The 14,884-nt window shown below is 40.5% G+C and carries 12 protein-coding genes; 3 read left to right on the top strand and 9 right to left on the bottom strand.

Annotated elements, in window-relative coordinates; genetic code table 11:
* Window positions 1–134 precede the first annotated feature (134 nt).
* The 8 genes from AAG807_RS10195 to AAG807_RS10160 all read right to left on the bottom strand — a co-directional run bounded on the left by AAG807_RS10195 (window position 135) and on the right by AAG807_RS10160 (window position 10,006).
* Window positions 135–2,300 carry a polyribonucleotide nucleotidyltransferase gene (locus tag AAG807_RS10195; RefSeq protein WP_341903231.1) on the bottom strand — a complete coding sequence of 722 codons (2,166 nt, stop codon included), beginning with the start codon at window positions 2,298–2,300 and terminating at the stop codon, window positions 135–137.
* Between the two features lie 193 nt (window positions 2,301–2,493).
* Window positions 2,494–2,763, bottom strand: coding sequence for a 30S ribosomal protein S15 (gene rpsO / locus AAG807_RS10190; RefSeq protein WP_294858844.1), 270 nt, complete (start codon window positions 2,761–2,763; stop codon window positions 2,494–2,496).
* Between the two features lie 158 nt (window positions 2,764–2,921).
* A complete protein-coding gene (locus tag AAG807_RS10185) occupies window positions 2,922–3,437 on the bottom strand; it encodes a hypothetical protein (RefSeq protein ID WP_341903227.1) in 516 nt (171 codons plus the stop codon).
* On the bottom strand, window positions 3,406–4,326 hold the full coding sequence (locus AAG807_RS10180) for a hypothetical protein (RefSeq protein ID WP_341903224.1): 921 nt from the start codon (window positions 4,324–4,326) through the stop codon (window positions 3,406–3,408). The genes AAG807_RS10185 and AAG807_RS10180 overlap by 32 nt, the downstream gene beginning before the upstream one ends.
* Window positions 4,327–4,519: 193 nt before the next feature.
* On the bottom strand, window positions 4,520–5,080 hold the full coding sequence (locus tag AAG807_RS10175; protein WP_341903221.1) for a HutD family protein: 561 nt from the start codon (window positions 5,078–5,080) through the stop codon (window positions 4,520–4,522).
* Window positions 5,081–5,125: 45 nt separating this feature from the next.
* Window positions 5,126–5,971 (bottom strand): acetyl-CoA carboxylase, carboxyltransferase subunit beta, encoded by an 846-nt coding sequence (accD, locus tag AAG807_RS10170; protein ID WP_341903218.1) that lies wholly within the window; start codon window positions 5,969–5,971, stop codon window positions 5,126–5,128.
* A 9-nt stretch (window positions 5,972–5,980) separates the two neighbouring features.
* Window positions 5,981–7,054 (bottom strand): class II fructose-bisphosphate aldolase, encoded by a 1,074-nt coding sequence (fbaA, locus tag AAG807_RS10165; protein ID WP_341903215.1) that lies wholly within the window; start codon window positions 7,052–7,054, stop codon window positions 5,981–5,983.
* A gap of 81 nt (window positions 7,055–7,135) precedes the next feature.
* Entirely contained in the window at window positions 7,136–10,006 is a 2,871-nt protein-coding gene (locus AAG807_RS10160) for a BamA/TamA family outer membrane protein (RefSeq protein WP_341903212.1), read from the bottom strand.
* 145 nt (window positions 10,007–10,151) lie between these two features.
* Between AAG807_RS10160 and AAG807_RS10155 the strand changes: the two genes are divergently transcribed.
* From AAG807_RS10155 to AAG807_RS10145, 3 genes are read left to right on the top strand one after another with little or no spacing between them, the layout of a single operon-like run.
* Entirely contained in the window at window positions 10,152–10,808 is a 657-nt protein-coding gene (locus AAG807_RS10155; RefSeq protein ID WP_341903210.1) for an RNA methyltransferase, read from the top strand.
* 2 nt (window positions 10,809–10,810) lie between these two features.
* The gene (locus AAG807_RS10150; protein ID WP_341903207.1) at window positions 10,811–11,779 is read left to right on the top strand and encodes a tetratricopeptide repeat protein; all 969 of its coding nucleotides are present in this window, start codon (window positions 10,811–10,813) and stop codon (window positions 11,777–11,779) included.
* A 10-nt stretch (window positions 11,780–11,789) separates the two neighbouring features.
* Window positions 11,790–12,746: a tetratricopeptide repeat protein gene (locus AAG807_RS10145; RefSeq protein WP_341903205.1), complete on the top strand. Its 957-nt coding sequence runs from the start codon at window positions 11,790–11,792 to the stop codon at window positions 12,744–12,746.
* A gap of 139 nt (window positions 12,747–12,885) precedes the next feature.
* Here the strand turns inward: AAG807_RS10145 and AAG807_RS10140 are convergent, their stop codons facing one another.
* Complete coding sequence (locus tag AAG807_RS10140) at window positions 12,886–14,463, bottom strand: FAD-dependent protein (RefSeq protein ID WP_341903202.1); 1,578 nt, start codon at window positions 14,461–14,463, stop codon at window positions 12,886–12,888.
* Window positions 14,464–14,884: the final 421 nt, after the last annotated feature.

Here is a 14,884-nt window from a genome sequence, read left to right as displayed (position 1 = left end):
ATAGGCACCTACCGGATGCCTTGTGCTATTGGCGAGACCGGTAGGTTCGCTTTTATCTGTGCATCTGTGGGAAAAACTCAAACAAAAAGCCCCGACATTTATCGTCGGGGCCTCTTATTTTATGCTAGTTCAAATTACTCAGCTTTTGGAGCTTCTGCTGGAGTTGATTCAGCAGCTGGTCTCTCTGGTCTTGGCAATAAAACTTTACGAGACAATTTCCATTTTTTCGTTTTTGGATCTTTTCCAACCACTTTAAATTTCAATACGTCTCCTTCTTTTACTACGTCTTCCATTTTCGCTACTTTCTCCCAAGAGAACTCAGAAATGTGAATCAATCCGTCAGTTCCCGGAAGAATCTCTACGAATACACCGAAATCTTTGATTGCTTTCACTTTTCCTTCGTATTCTCCACCTTCATCAACTACTGGAGGGAATGCGATCATTCGGATACGTGAATTTGCAGCGTCCATATCTTCTGCATTGTTCGACATAATCTGAACACGACCTTCACCTGTTTCCAATTCTTCAATTGTAATGGTTGTTTTCGTGTCTTTCTGAATTCCTTGAATGATTTTTCCTCCAGGTCCGATGATCGCTCCAATCATATCGTTAGGCACATTGAATGCTTCGATACGAGGAGTTTGCGGTTTGAAGTCCGGGTTTGGAGCTGCAATTGTTTCTATGATCTTGTTCAAGATATGTAAACGTCCTGCACGAGCCTGATCCAATGCCTGAATCAATACTTCGTATGGTAAACCGTCTACTTTGATATCCATTTGACAAGCTGTGATTCCTTTGGAAGTTCCTGTTACTTTAAAGTCCATATCTCCCAAGTGATCTTCATCTCCTAAGATATCCGACAATACGGCAAATTTACCTTCGTCAGCAACCAATCCCATTGCAATACCGGAAACCGGTGCTTTGATCTGAACACCACCGTCCATCAATGCCAATGTTCCTGCACAAACTGTCGCCATGGAAGACGAACCGTTTGATTCCAAGATATCCGACACCAAACGAATCGTGTATGCGTTATCTTCCGGAAGAACCGGTTTCAATGCGCGCAATGCCAAGTTACCATGTCCGATCTCACGACGGGAAGTACCACGTAATGGTTTCGCTTCACCTGTTGAGAATGGAGGAAAATTGTAATGCAACAAGAATTTCTCTGTTCCGTGGAAAGTAACTCCGTCAATCAATTGCTCGTCCATCTTACCTCCTAGAGTCAATGTAGTCAATGATTGCGTTTCCCCACGTGTAAATACTGCTGATCCGTGAACCATCGGCAAATAATCCACCTCAGCCCAAATCGGACGGATTTCGTCAAATTTACGACCATCCAGACGTTTCTGCTCGTTCAACATCACCCAACGAACTGCTTTCTTTTTCACTTCAGAGAAGTAAGTAGAAATAAATCCGCTAACCTCAGCCAATTCTTCTTCCGAGAAAGCAGCTTTCACTTCGGTTTTGATTGCGTCGAACAATTCTGTACGTTTCGCTTTATTAGCAAGCCCTTGACGAGCAACTTCTTTACATTTGTCCATTGCCAATTCGTACACTTTCGCTTTCACTTCCTCGCTATGAGTTTCGTGAGAGTAAACGCGTTTCGGATTAGCTGTCGGGATCAATGCTCCAAGATCCAATTGGAATTGACATTGCTCCTTAATTGCAGCATGTGCAATCTTGATCGCTTCAACCATTTCCAATTCGGAGATTTCTTTGAATTCTCCTTCAATCATGTTCACATCTTTCATGGTACCGGCAACCATCATGTCGATATCTGCCGATTTCATTTCTTCCATTGTAGGGTTAAGCACCCACTCACCATTGATACGACCAACACGCACTTCGGACATTGGTCCGTTGAACGGGATATCAGATACTGCAATTGCTGCAGAAGCTGCCAAACCACACAATGCGTCCGGATTGTTTACACCATCGTAAGCCAACAATTGAATCATCAACTGTACTTCAGCATGGTAATCGTCTGGGAATAACGGACGTAATGCACGATCCACTAAACGCATTACCAAGATTTCGCTTTCAGACGGACGAGCTTCTCTACGGAAGAATCCACCTGGAAAACGTCCAGCTGCTGCGTATTTTTCACGGTAATCTACCGTTAACGGAAGGAAATCTACTCCTTCTTTTGCCTCTGGTGCTGCAACTACAGTTGCTAATAACACCGTGTTGCCCATTTGTAACACTACTGAACCGTCGGCTTGTTTCGCCAATTTCCCGGTCTCGATGGAAATTTCTTTCCCTCCAGTAACGATGGACTTTTTGATTCCTATATTCATATTTATACTTTACATTTTTGTATGGATGCGATTAATCGCATCCCTTCTTTCAATCTTTGTACGGACGCGAAGCATCGCGTCCCCAACATTCCGCCCTACGGTCGGATTAAACAAAAAGGGGGACACCGGAATAATCCGACAAGCCCCCCTTTTAATATTTTTCCAATGGGATTCATCCCATTGAATTCTCGAATTAACGACGTAAACCTAATTCTTTAATTAACGCACGGTATTTCTCGATATCCTTTTTCTTAAGGTAATCTAACATACTACGACGTTTACCAACTAACAACTGCAAAGATCTCTGTGTTCCATAATCTTTACGGTTCTTTTTCAAATGCTCTGTTAAGTGAGCGATACGAAATGTGAACAAAGCAACTTGTCCTTCTGTTGAACCTGTGTTTGTTGCTGAACCTCCGTGTTTAGCGAAGATTTCTTCTTTAACTTTTGAATCTAAATACATGCCAATATTACTTGAATGATTATTATGTAGAATCCCAACTCTTGGAATTACGGTGCAAAGATAGCAACTAATTCCGAATTACGAATGCCGAATTACGAATTAGTTGATTTTTGGTTCAATAACAAAAGCATTTTGAATTTTGAATTTTGAATTCATAGCTACTTTTCATAATACACCTTCAGAATCCGATTGTACTTCTTAAAGCGATTCGAATAAGTCACTACTGCATACGAACTAATCCAATACGTCCATTCCTTTCCATTACTCAATTTTGTTTCAAATGCTTCCGGCTTTTGGAAATTGATCTTTACCTGAGAATCCTTGGATCGATAATGAATGGCTTCGTATTTGCGCTCATCAACAACAATAAATTCTTGTTTGGTGGTATCCAAGAATAAATCAAATCCATCTGAATCTGAGAGAATCCAGTTTTTAAGCAAGTCGAACTTTACATGAATTTCCTGGTTCGTCGAATCTTTTGCATGTATTTGAATTCCTGCTACAATGCGTTTGCCTTGCAAGTATCCTGATGAAATATATACCGCATACTTCCCATCAAATAAATGATTATTCTGCGAATAGGAAAAAGAAATAAATGTAAGTGCTAGTGAAAGAGCAAAAATAATCTGCAATTGGCAAGTATTATAATCCTCCGTCGGAAACGTAAAGTCCATCCTTGAAAATTCGGACTTTCAGTAACACACCATCCCGGTCATAGACGAATACTTTCCCTTCTTTCAACTGACCATTTCTAAATTGTCCATCGATCCAGATTTCATCGGATACGGTGTACAACTTATTGAATCCATTCGGTTGGAAAGTAGCTCCTTTTGCAACACGAGGGGTATGAATAAACGGAGCATTCATAACGGCATTCCGAACGTGAGGACTTGGATTTGAATCTTGAATCTTCTCAATTTTACTCACCACATTTTGAAGTTCCGGGTTTTCAACATTCACTTTACGTGGTGTTCGAACACTCAGATAAGTGGAATACAATTGAGGATAATTTTGTGATAACCAAGCAAAATTCACATGTGCATTCTGCGATTGATTCTGATTTAACGATTCCTCTACCCAAAACTGGTAGGAGAATGGAACACTGAATGCGCGTTTTGCAAAGAAAACCTGACCAGCCACCATTTCACGGTTGTGAAACATCATGCGGCAATCAAATAATCCGTTATGTACCTCTAAATTTTGAGATTGTGTAATTTTTCTTGGGACAGTACTTGCTTGAAGTAATTCTCCTTTTTTATCAAAACGGAAATAAGCTCCACCGGGTCTGTTATCTAAATATTCTCCAATCAGACGAGGAGTTTCACCATCAGGATAATAACAGATCCAAGCTCCAAACTTACGTCCTTTGATGTATCTACCCTCTTTTCTTTTTGATTTGCTTTCTAAGGAAGTGGCGTCATTCTCATCATCAAGAACCCAATACCCTGTTCTTTTTCCATGACCGTCAAGTTTATTCAACGTATCAGCCTCGCTAACTTTTGCAGACCAACCAGTGTTGGAGAGTAAAAGTAAAAAAGTAAATATGCTAATTAATTTGTTCAAGGTAAGTGTCTTTAGTTCTGTATTAGTTTCCAGTAGAACGAATATATACTTTTCAGCCATATTTCGAAGCACCTGATGAAAATATTTTCCGAACAAATGAATATTCAACCTATTTCAACGAATAATGAATTGGAGATGAAATTTCTCTTAATTCATAGTCAGAATGGAACTTCTCTTGAAAAAATGAAGTTGATTAACCCAGCAAATTCATTTCAATTGAAATAATTCTCGAATTAGCCTTACAGGTAATTTCAGAATGTGTGTGGGTATCATTCACGATCAATGCAGGTGATTGGATCACTTGATCGTTCAAGACAAACGATCCGGATTGAAGAAATAAAATGGAAGTGATGGTTTCCAAATCCAATGTGGTATCCTCGGAAAAATAGGCAACCTGAACCTTCGGATGGTAATTCGGTTTGAAGATCAAATTGAAGTCTGTAAGCTTTCCTTTTCCCTTTGTCGGCCATGATCCGTTAAAACGGGCCAATTCGAATTCATTCACATTTTGCTGAATGACTCCATTGGGTGTTTGGTGTTCCATTTCCAATTTCCCACTCAAGGGAATGAGGATACGCTCATATCCATCAAAAGAAGTGAATTCAGATTCTTCCACTTCCACCGAAGCTGAACTGATTCTCCAATCAAAATTTCGTTCCTCCAAAGTTGTTCCTTCCGGAAAAATAAACAATTGAGCAGTTGTTCCACCACTCCAATTCGAAATTAAAAAATCAGTTTCTGTCAGTATCTTCATATCAAAAAAAATCCCTTAGGTTAAGCCTAAGGGATTTATAACGTATTATGATCTAAAAAGTTTCAAGGAGTGTCCTAATTTCGTTTTCAATTCGGTTCTGTCGACAATGTAATCCAGAAAACCATGTTCCAAAACGAATTCCGAAGTTTGGAATCCATCCGGAAGATCACGACCGATGGTTTCTTTTACCACACGAGGTCCTGCAAATGCGATCAATGCTTCCGGTTCAGCAATATTGATATCCCCCAACATCGCAAACGAAGCTGTCACCCCTCCTGTTGTCGGATCTGTCAGATAGGAAATGTAGGGTAATTTATGTTTGGACAATTGTCCTAGTTTACCTGAAACCTTCGCCATTTGCATTAGGGAGAATCCTGCTTCCATCATTCGGGCACCTCCTGATTTGGAGATGATCATAAACGGAGCTTTCATTTCAATTGCCTTGTCAATAGCACGTGCAATTTTCTCACCCATCACAGACCCCATGGATCCACCAATGAATGAAAAGTCCATTGCAGCAACAACGAACGGTTGTCCGTTCAAATCTCCATAAGCCGTGCGAATTGCATCCTTCAATCCTGTTGCTTTTTGGGTCGCTTTGATACGGTCTGTATATTTCTTCGTATCCGCAAATTCCAATGGGTCACCGGAGGTCACTTTCTCATTGATCTCGGTATATTTCCCTCCATCAAAAAGAATGTGGAAATACTGTTCCGAACCAATTCGCTCATGGTTTGAACAACGGTCACAAACCCATGAATTTCGCTCCAAATCCTGTGCTGTGAAAACAGTTTTACATCTGGAACACTTACTCCAAAGACCTTCCGGAGTTTCTTTCTTATCTTTCGTTGAGGTAGTGATACCTTCTTTGGAACGTTTAAACCAACTCATATCAATCTCTTATTTATTCAATGTACCTATATTATTCAAATCAGAAAAGGATTGCTCCAGGCGTTTCACAAAAGTCAATTCACCTTCACGCAACCATTTTCTAGGGTCGTAATACTTCTTATTCGGAACGTCTTCCCCTTCCGGATTCCCAATTTGGGTTTTCAAATAATCAATTTTCGAAGAAATGTAGTCACGAACTCCTTCTGTAAATGCAAACTGAAGATCTGTATCAATATTCATTTTGATCACTCCATAACCGATTGCTTCACGAATTTCTTCCACTGTCGAACCTGAACCACCATGAAATACAAAATCAACCGGATTGTGACCTGTGTTGAATTTTTGCTGAACAAAGTTCTGGGAGTTCAACAAGATTTTCGGAGTCAACTTCACATTTCCAGGTTTGTAAACACCGTGCACATTTCCGAATGCAGCTGCAATGGTGAAACGAGGACTGATTTTCATCAGTTCTTCGTAAGCATAAGCAACTTCTTCAGGTTGTGTGTACAATTTAGATGAATCCACATCGCTATTGTCCACTCCGTCTTCTTCTCCACCTGTAATTCCCAATTCAATCTCCAAGGTCATTCCCATCTTGCTCATACGGGTCAAATATTCCTTGCAGATCTCAATATTCTCTTCAATCGGTTCTTCTGATAAGTCCAACATGTGGGAAGAATACAAAGGTTTACCTGTTTCTTTATAGAATTGTTCTCCTGCAGTCAATAATCCATCCATCCAGGGCAACAGATTCTTTGCACAATGGTCTGTATGTAAGATCACAGTCGCTCCATACGCCTCTGCCAGTGCGTGAACATGTTTTGCTCCGGAAATACCTCCTAAAATAGCAGCCTTCTCATCTTTATTCGACAATGCCTTTCCCGCAAAGAAATGAGCTCCGCCATTTGAAAATTGAATGATTACGGGAGAATTCAACTTCGCCGCTGTTTCCATAACAGCATTCACTGTGGAGGTACTTGTTACATTCACAGCTGGTAGTGCAAATCGGTTTTCTTTTGCAAAGCGGAAAATTTCCTGAACCTCATCTCCAGAGGCAACTCCGGGTTTAATTGAATAAGCCATTTTAGTCATTATTTGGGGTGTAAAAGTAATGAAATGCGGTGAATAACATAAGTTCGAGATAAGAAAATTCACAAGCCTCCATTAGAATGGGAAACCTATCCCGAAGTTGATGCGCATCGGATAAAGGAATTTGGGGAGATCATTTTTGTAATCCGAACCGTAAATCGCTTCTGCCTGCGAGTAGAACTTTGGTTTTTTGGTATAAATCCATCGTTCTCCTTCCGGAAGACCCGGATTGTGGATCGGCACACCCAAATCAAAACGCAGCACAAAATAATTGAAATCAAAACGAAGTCCGTATCCGACAGTAACAGCCAACTCTTTCAGGAAGTGCGCGGAAATTTGCCCACCCGGTCGATTGCTATCGTCTTTTCTCGTCCAAATATTCCCTGCATCCAAAAAGAATGCATGATTTAAAATCCCTCCTCCACCAAAGCGGTATTCCAATGAAACGTTGAAGCGGATGTCTCCGATTTGAGTTGCAACCGAATTCGTGTCCAAAAGTGTCTGATAAGCTCCAGGACCTAAATTTCGTGCAGCCCAACCTCTATTATCATTGGATCCTCCTGCAAAAAAGGAGTAATCATAAGGTAGTGAAGTTGGTGAGTTCTTCATAGGGAAACCGATTCCTGCCATGGTTCTAAAAGCAATCATGCTATGCTTACCTGTATTAAAATAGGCTACCACTTTGTTATCCAACACTGAAAATTGCGAATAAGGGACACCTAGGAACAATTTATGTCCTAAAGTGTCATACTTCGGGTTAACCGAGGTGATTGCATTCAACACATTTCCGGCAATTGAAAAACTTCCTGCATAAGTGAATCGCAATTTCTGAAAGCGCTTGATGGTCTTCTGCGCATTGTCAAACTCAAAGGTCACTTTGAAATCCTCCCAAATAAACTGGTCGCGGTAGGCATTCTTCAGGAATAAATCGTTTAACAGATTAATCTTAGCTTCAAATTCAGGCTGGGGATCCAGTGAAACATATTTGATTACCGATGCCCCGGGAAGACCAAAAGAAACCGTTTGTGTTTTACCATCACCCACCAAAAATTTATAGATGTAGTTAAACTGTAAAACACTTCTGTTGAAATCCGGTCGTGCCTGATGGTTGTATGCTGCAGAAAGTTCTGTGCGAGGTCTCTGTCTCTTCCCTAAAATGGTTACTCCAAAAGGAAACAATCCGGGAATATCCAATTTTGCGGAAGGACCGAATTCAAAGGTGTTGAAGCTTCGTCCCTGCGTTTTAATTTTATTCCCTGTTTCATCTGTTGAGAATACACTTGGATTGGATTCAAAACCACCTGAAATGGAGAAAATGAAGTTGGTTCCGGTTCTAAAAATGTTCTTGTTCGTATAATTCAGGGATGCACTCAACCCGAGAAATCCATTCGAGTTCTTTGCCCTTGGCTCGAAACTGAAACTTTGTTTCGTTGCCGGAACGAGGTAATAATGAACCCGAACTATTCCACTTCCGGGAGAGGTTTCTAAAATTTCAGGCTTAATGACTGAGAACAAGCCCAATTGAACCAATCGGGTAAATGAGCGTTCCAGGTAATATTCCTTATAGTAATTGGCATTTTCCAAATAATTCTGAGCCTCAATCAATGTCGGACTTACAAATGGTTTGGTATTGTAGTGAAAAGTTGCGATCCTGTTGGGATCATAATAAATACTGTCCTTCGCTTTACCAAAAACGGTATGACGTGTTGCGCTTTTAAGGTAAACCCGTTTACTTTTGGGCAATCCTAAATCTTTGGTTGCCGGATCTTCCACCTTCTTTTTGACTTTCTTGTAAAGCAAATGATCCAATGTGACAATAAATCCATTCTCCCTTAACTCCAACCCTTTTTCAGCAACAGTCTGTTTAAAGTTGCCCTTGAAAAGGCTGGTATCTGCAAAATGGAAAAACACACTGTCAATTTTGGTGGATACATGTGGGATGTACCTGGTTGAATTCGTCTCCTTATCTTGAATTAAACGCTCACCTATCACCACAGTCAATGTCATTTTCAATTCCTTATCCGGAGAATTCGTGACACGTGAAGTATCTGCCTTATAACTGATATTCGATTCCACAAAACCATAATAGGTCCGATCCCGCATGTTCCTTGCTAATTCTCCCCGATAAGAATTGAACTGGTCTGCATCAAAAGGGAGATTGACGACTTTTCGATCGATGAGACTCGCTTTGAAAACAGGGTTTAAGCCGTTTTTATCGGGAATTTTCTGGATAAATCGTTTAAACTCATTTTCTATGGTCGAATTTTTACAAATCAATTTAATCGTATCAATGTAATATCGAATCCCTGTCTTGATCTCGTAATTCGCAATGACTTTTTTCTTCGTCTTGTACTTGTTTAACAGACGATGAATGGTATCAAAGCGGCTCGTTACTTCAGAATGGAAATATCCTTTTGAGTGCATGTAGGCCTGAACCTGAAAAAGTGATCGGCTCATGGCACTCGTATCAGCTATTACAGGCGCCTCCCCAAACTTATATTTGATCAGCTGTCTTAAAGTAGAATTCGGATCCAGAGTATCCCTGAGTTTGATCTGTCTGTAAATGTAATCGGTATCTCCTTTGCGGATTGCTCGTTGTCTTCGTCTTTCATTGATCCGAATTTCACGTTTGAACTTCTTTACATTTTTAGCTTTGAGGCGATTCAACTTCCGGATTCTTCCATGTTCCGTTTTTGCACTGTCAATGGAATTGTAAAATTTCAAGCGAAGTGGAATTCCGATTACCTTCAAATTCGGTTTCTGCTTGAGGACATCTTCCACTTCTGATTTACTGATTTTATCCCCTTCGACCTTGATTTTATTCTTTTTGAGCAAATGTTTATTCTCCGGAACGAGTTTTGTCGATAAACAACCTTGAACTGCGAAGGCAATCGTAAGAAATACGAATAAGTGTTTTAGTTTAAATTGCTCAAATGGCCTCAACATAAAGACAAAAATAAGAAACGAAAACAAAAATTCATTTTAAACGAGGCGAATTTGGTATGTTTGACAAAAAAAAGTGGAGGCTCTTTCTAAAGCTAAACAAAAATGGATCCGATCCCTGCAGTTGAAAAAAAACAGGGATCAGGAAATGGTATTCGTCGTAGAAGGCGAAAAATCAGTACTTGAGGGACTTTCTGCATTCGCTTCACATTTGGAACTATTGGTTTCAATCGATTCATTCCTGTCCCAGATCCCACCTCAATTTCTTTTTAAAACTTTAACAGTAACAACTAAAGAATTAGAGCAAATTTCCGAATTGAGGACTCCAAACAAATGCATTGCCGTTTTCAGACGTTCGAATTCATCTCTGGTAATGAATCAATTCACCATCGTTTTGGACGGAATTCAGGATCCCGGAAACATGGGGACGATTCTTCGTTTAGCTGATTGGTTTGGTGTGAAACAGCTTGTTTGTTCAAAGGATACGGTTGATTGCTACAACTCCAAGGTCATTCAGTCTTCCATGGGTGCAATTTATCGGATTCCGGTACACTATACTGATTTGGCAAGCTATTTGACCAATACACCGCAGCAAAAATACGGCGCGATGTTAAATGGAAAAAACTACAAGGAAACAGCCTATCCGAAAGATGCGATCCTGATCATGGGCAACGAAGGAAAAGGTGTACGTCCTGAAATTGAAGCGCTGATCGATTTTCCGGTGACCATCCCGCGTTTTGGAGAGGCGGAATCACTCAATGTGGCAACAGCAACCGCTATTCTTCTGGCAGAAATCATTCGATAATCATGAAATTAATAAGCGCCCTCCTTTTTATTTGTGTTTCTTTCACCCTGTTTTCACAGTTTGAGCAATCCATAGATACCAGTAAGTATGCTTCCTATCGTTTATCGGTTCGGATTGCAAACAACCGCATCAAGGTCGACAGCAACAATGCCGAAGCCTATATCCAAAGAGGTTACTACTTGAATTTACTTAGGGATCACGATGGAGCACTTCGGGATATTGATAAGTATTTATCCCTGAAACCGAATGAAGCGACGGTGTATAAATCGCGGGCAAAAGTAAATTTCGACAAAGGAGATTTACCTCAGGCAATTGTGGATATTACAAAAGCTATCGAACTCAAACCTGATTTCTACGAAGCAATCAACGACCGATCTACTTTGTATTACAAAACGGGTAATTACGAAGCCTGTAAAGCGGATTTACTTACCTTATTGAAACACAATCCGAACGATTATTCGCAGCTTCTTTATTTGGGTTATTGCGAGACCAAACTCGATAATTTTGAGAAAGCAATCAGTTATTTTAAGACCATCCTGTCAAAAGATTCTCTCTATAAGGAAGCCTGGAATAATATAGGCTACTGTTATTTCCGATTGGGAGATAACCAGAAAGCCCTTCAAGCAATTAATAAAGCAATCCAAATTGATCCTCATTACCCGGAAGCGTATGAAAAGCGCGCGCAGGTTAAAATTTCCAATGCTGACGGAACAGGTGCGCTGGAAGATCTGACTAAAGCACTTTCCTACAATCCGTTCCTAACAACTTCTTTGAACAACCGGACCTTGGTTTATATCGCAGCAAAGCGCTACAACGAAGCGCTCGGAGATATCAACTTATTGCTTCAATTGGTACTCCCCACCCCTGAATTACTTCGAACGCGTGCAACTATTTACAAAGAACTTGGTGAAACAAAACTAATGGAAGAAGATTTGAAGTTCGCTGAAGCCATTGAGAAAATAGAACATTAATACACACCAAATGATAAAATACCTGACAATCACCTTTATTCTTTTGACCCAAATGTCCTTATTTGGTCAAGGAGACATTGATACCACTTTATATCCCAGTTATCGCACGAGTGTGAAAACCCAAACGTTTCGGATTAAAATGAACCCGTCCAACGTAGGTGCTTACCTGGAGCGCTATTATTACTACAACCTGCTCCACATGTATCCGGAGGCGTTGGCAGATATCAACAAGGTAATCGAATTGAATCCTTCGGATCACTTGGCAGTCAACACATTGGGGACACTTTATATGGATATGAATGATTATCCAAAGGCAATCGAAGCTTTTACCAAATGTATTGCCCTCAAAAGCGACCTGATTGATCCCTATTATGGAAGAGCACTCTGCAATCACGAAATGGGCAACTATCAAATCGCATTGGATGATTTGAATAAATTGGCTTCTATGAAATCGGATTTTATGGAGTATCATTTGGTCATGGGGCATTGTAAAATCCAGTTGGGTGACTACAAAGGAGCTATTCTCGATTACAATATCATCCTGGAAAAATATCCGAATTCCAATGAAGCTTACAATAATATTGGGTTTGCTTATTTCCTTTTGAAAGACAACATTCTTGCGCTCAAGAATATCAACAAAGCACTGGAAATAAAACCAGACTATGCCAACGCATATTCCAAGAGAGGAAACGTTAAAATGGTCGTGAATGATTTAGCTGGTGCGATTGACGATTTCACACGAGCTATCGAGTTAGACCCAAATGACTTTTACAGTTACGCAAACAGAGGTTCTTCCAAATTACAGATGAAAGATTATCCCGGAGCTATTAAAGACCTGAATAAATCAATTGAATTAAATCCATCAGATCCGGCATCCTATTGGACAAGGTCTTTGTACTACGAGGAAATGGGCGAACCCGAGCTTGCTAAAAAGGATTTGAAGAGGTATGAGGAACTGAAGAAATAATTCCGAATTACGAATTGAAGACAAGAACTAAAAGATGATTTTTTTTTCAATTTCGGTCTACTCAGTTATCAACCAATTAAGCTTTTCTGATATTATTAGTGTGAAAAAATAGAACTGATAACTTTGTGAAATCCAAAAATTAGGAATTTGGCATTCGTAATTCGTAATTCAAATCGTAATACGATTTGACAGCATCCACACATTTCATTCCATCAATTGCTGCGGAAATGATCCCACCGGCGTAACCTGCACCTTCCCCACAAGGAAACAATCCTTTCGTATTGATACTCATGCAGGTTTCATTGTCTCTCGGTACTGAAACCGGACTTGATGTGCGGGATTCCGGAGCGTGAAGAACCGCGTCGTTTGTCAAAAATCCACGCATTTTGCGATCGAAATCGACAAAAGCTTGTCGCAGCCTTTTTGCTATAAAATCGGGTAAAACGGTATTCAGATCCACTGAAACGATTCCTGGTTGGTAGGAAGTTCTCGGAAAGTCTTTCGATTTCTTTCCCTCCACAAAATCTTTCAGTCGCTGAGCCGGAACTGCTTGTGTACTTCCTGCCGCTTTCCAACAGGTTTGCTCCACTTGCTGCTGGAATTCCAAACTAACCAATGGATTATCCGGAGAATAATTAGGCAATTCCGTAGGTTCCACGCTCACCACTATTCCGGAATTCGAGGTTGGATTGTTTCGTTTGGATGGCGACCAACCGTTGGTAACCACTTCCCCGTTTTCGGTTGCGCATGGGGCAATGATTCCTCCCGGACACATGCAAAAGGAATACACTCCTTTGTCGGCAACCTGAGTTACTAAAGCATAAGATGCCGGTGGAAGATATTCGTCATTGTGTCTGCCATGGTATTGAATTTCGTCAATAATGGCTTGTGTATGTTCCACCCGAACTCCCAATGCAAATGCTTTTGCCTGAATGGCGACTTTTTTGTCGTGCAACAAATGAAAAATGTCGCGTGCAGAATGTCCGGTTGCCAAAACCAATGCTTTACATGGAATTTTTTCCTGACCGTTGATCTCTATTGCCTCCACTTCACCATTGGTGATTTGCATATCGGTGAGTTTAGTCTCAAAAAGCACTTCTCCGCCAAATTCACGGATACAATCACGCATGGCAACGATAATTTGTGGCAACTTATTGGTTCCGATATGAGGATGTGCATCTACGATAATGTCTTCGTGTGCCCCGAAATGAACAAACCATTTCAATGCTTTCATCACATCTCCACGTTTTTTGGAACGTGTATACAATTTCCCGTCCGAATAGGTTCCTGCACCACCTTCACCAAAACAGTAATTGGATTCGGGATTCACGACATGCTCCTTGTTCAGCTGAGCCAGGTCGCGTCTACGGGAGCGAACATCCTTTCCTCTTTCAAAGACAATCGGTTTCAATCCCAATTCCAATGCTCTCAAACCGGCGTAAAGTCCAGCAGGGCCTGCACCAACAATGTGAACCACCTTCGAATCAGGTCCTACTTTTTGCGGATTGAATTCAGCTTCAAAAGAGGGTAAAATTCCATCCGGAAACACTTCAAAACTTGCATTGATTTTGATTTCCCGTTTACGGGCATCGATGGAACGTTTGTGCCATTTATATGCAAATGAATCTATCGGAAGTTTCAGTTCATTGGAAATTGCCGAACGGATGAACGAATCATCTTTGGCTTCTTCGGGAGAAAATTGGAATTGTACCTGCATTAAAAAGGATTCTAGCCTTCAAAGATAAGGAATTACCGATAGAAGTATCTTTATCGCTGCTATCTCAGCGTTTCTTTTCCCACAGAGGTACACGGAAGAACACAGATGTTTATTATAAATGGATTGAAACTTTGCGGCGTCTTTGCGGTTCATTAAACCCATTTTCTTTTTTTACCGCTAAGATGCGAAGAATGCGAAGGATTGAACCTGACTTTTGTGGAACAAGAATGAGAAACAGAATCAGAATGAGGATTTAATTCATCATTCTCGTTTTCATTCTCTTTCCGTAAAACTTAGCCCTCAAAGATAAGGAATTACCGATAGAAGTATCTTTATCGCTGCTATCTCAGCGTTTCTTTTCCCACAGAGGTACACGGAAGAACACAGATGTTTATTATAAATGGATTGAAACTTAGCGGCG

This window comes from Fluviicola taffensis DSM 16823, assembly GCF_943372375.1.
Taxonomy (GTDB): Bacteria; Bacteroidota; Bacteroidia; order Flavobacteriales_D; family Crocinitomicaceae; genus Fluviicola; species Fluviicola taffensis_A.
The sequence above is the reverse complement of the archived record's forward strand: the minus strand, read 5'-3'. Positions and strand labels throughout refer to the sequence as shown.

Coding starts and splice junctions, on each gene's coding strand:
- AAG807_RS10195 (WP_341903231.1), bottom strand. CDS start 2,300: ATGAATATAGGAATCAAAAAGTCCATCGTTACTGGAGGGAAAGAAATT.
- rpsO (WP_294858844.1), bottom strand. CDS start 2,763: ATGTATTTAGATTCAAAAGTTAAAGAAGAAATCTTCGCTAAACACGGA.
- AAG807_RS10185 (WP_341903227.1), bottom strand. CDS start 3,437: ATGGACTTTACGTTTCCGACGGAGGATTATAATACTTGCCAATTGCAG.
- AAG807_RS10175 (WP_341903221.1), bottom strand. CDS start 5,080: ATGAAGATACTGACAGAAACTGATTTTTTAATTTCGAATTGGAGTGGT.
- accD (WP_341903218.1), bottom strand. CDS start 5,971: ATGAGTTGGTTTAAACGTTCCAAAGAAGGTATCACTACCTCAACGAAA.
- fbaA (WP_341903215.1), bottom strand. CDS start 7,054: ATGGCTTATTCAATTAAACCCGGAGTTGCCTCTGGAGATGAGGTTCAG.
- AAG807_RS10160 (WP_341903212.1), bottom strand. CDS start 10,006: ATGTTGAGGCCATTTGAGCAATTTAAACTAAAACACTTATTCGTATTT.
- AAG807_RS10155 (WP_341903210.1), top strand. CDS start 10,152: ATGGTATTCGTCGTAGAAGGCGAAAAATCAGTACTTGAGGGACTTTCT.
- AAG807_RS10150 (WP_341903207.1), top strand. CDS start 10,811: ATGAAATTAATAAGCGCCCTCCTTTTTATTTGTGTTTCTTTCACCCTG.
- AAG807_RS10145 (WP_341903205.1), top strand. CDS start 11,790: ATGATAAAATACCTGACAATCACCTTTATTCTTTTGACCCAAATGTCC.
- AAG807_RS10140 (WP_341903202.1), bottom strand. CDS start 14,463: ATGCAGGTACAATTCCAATTTTCTCCCGAAGAAGCCAAAGATGATTCG.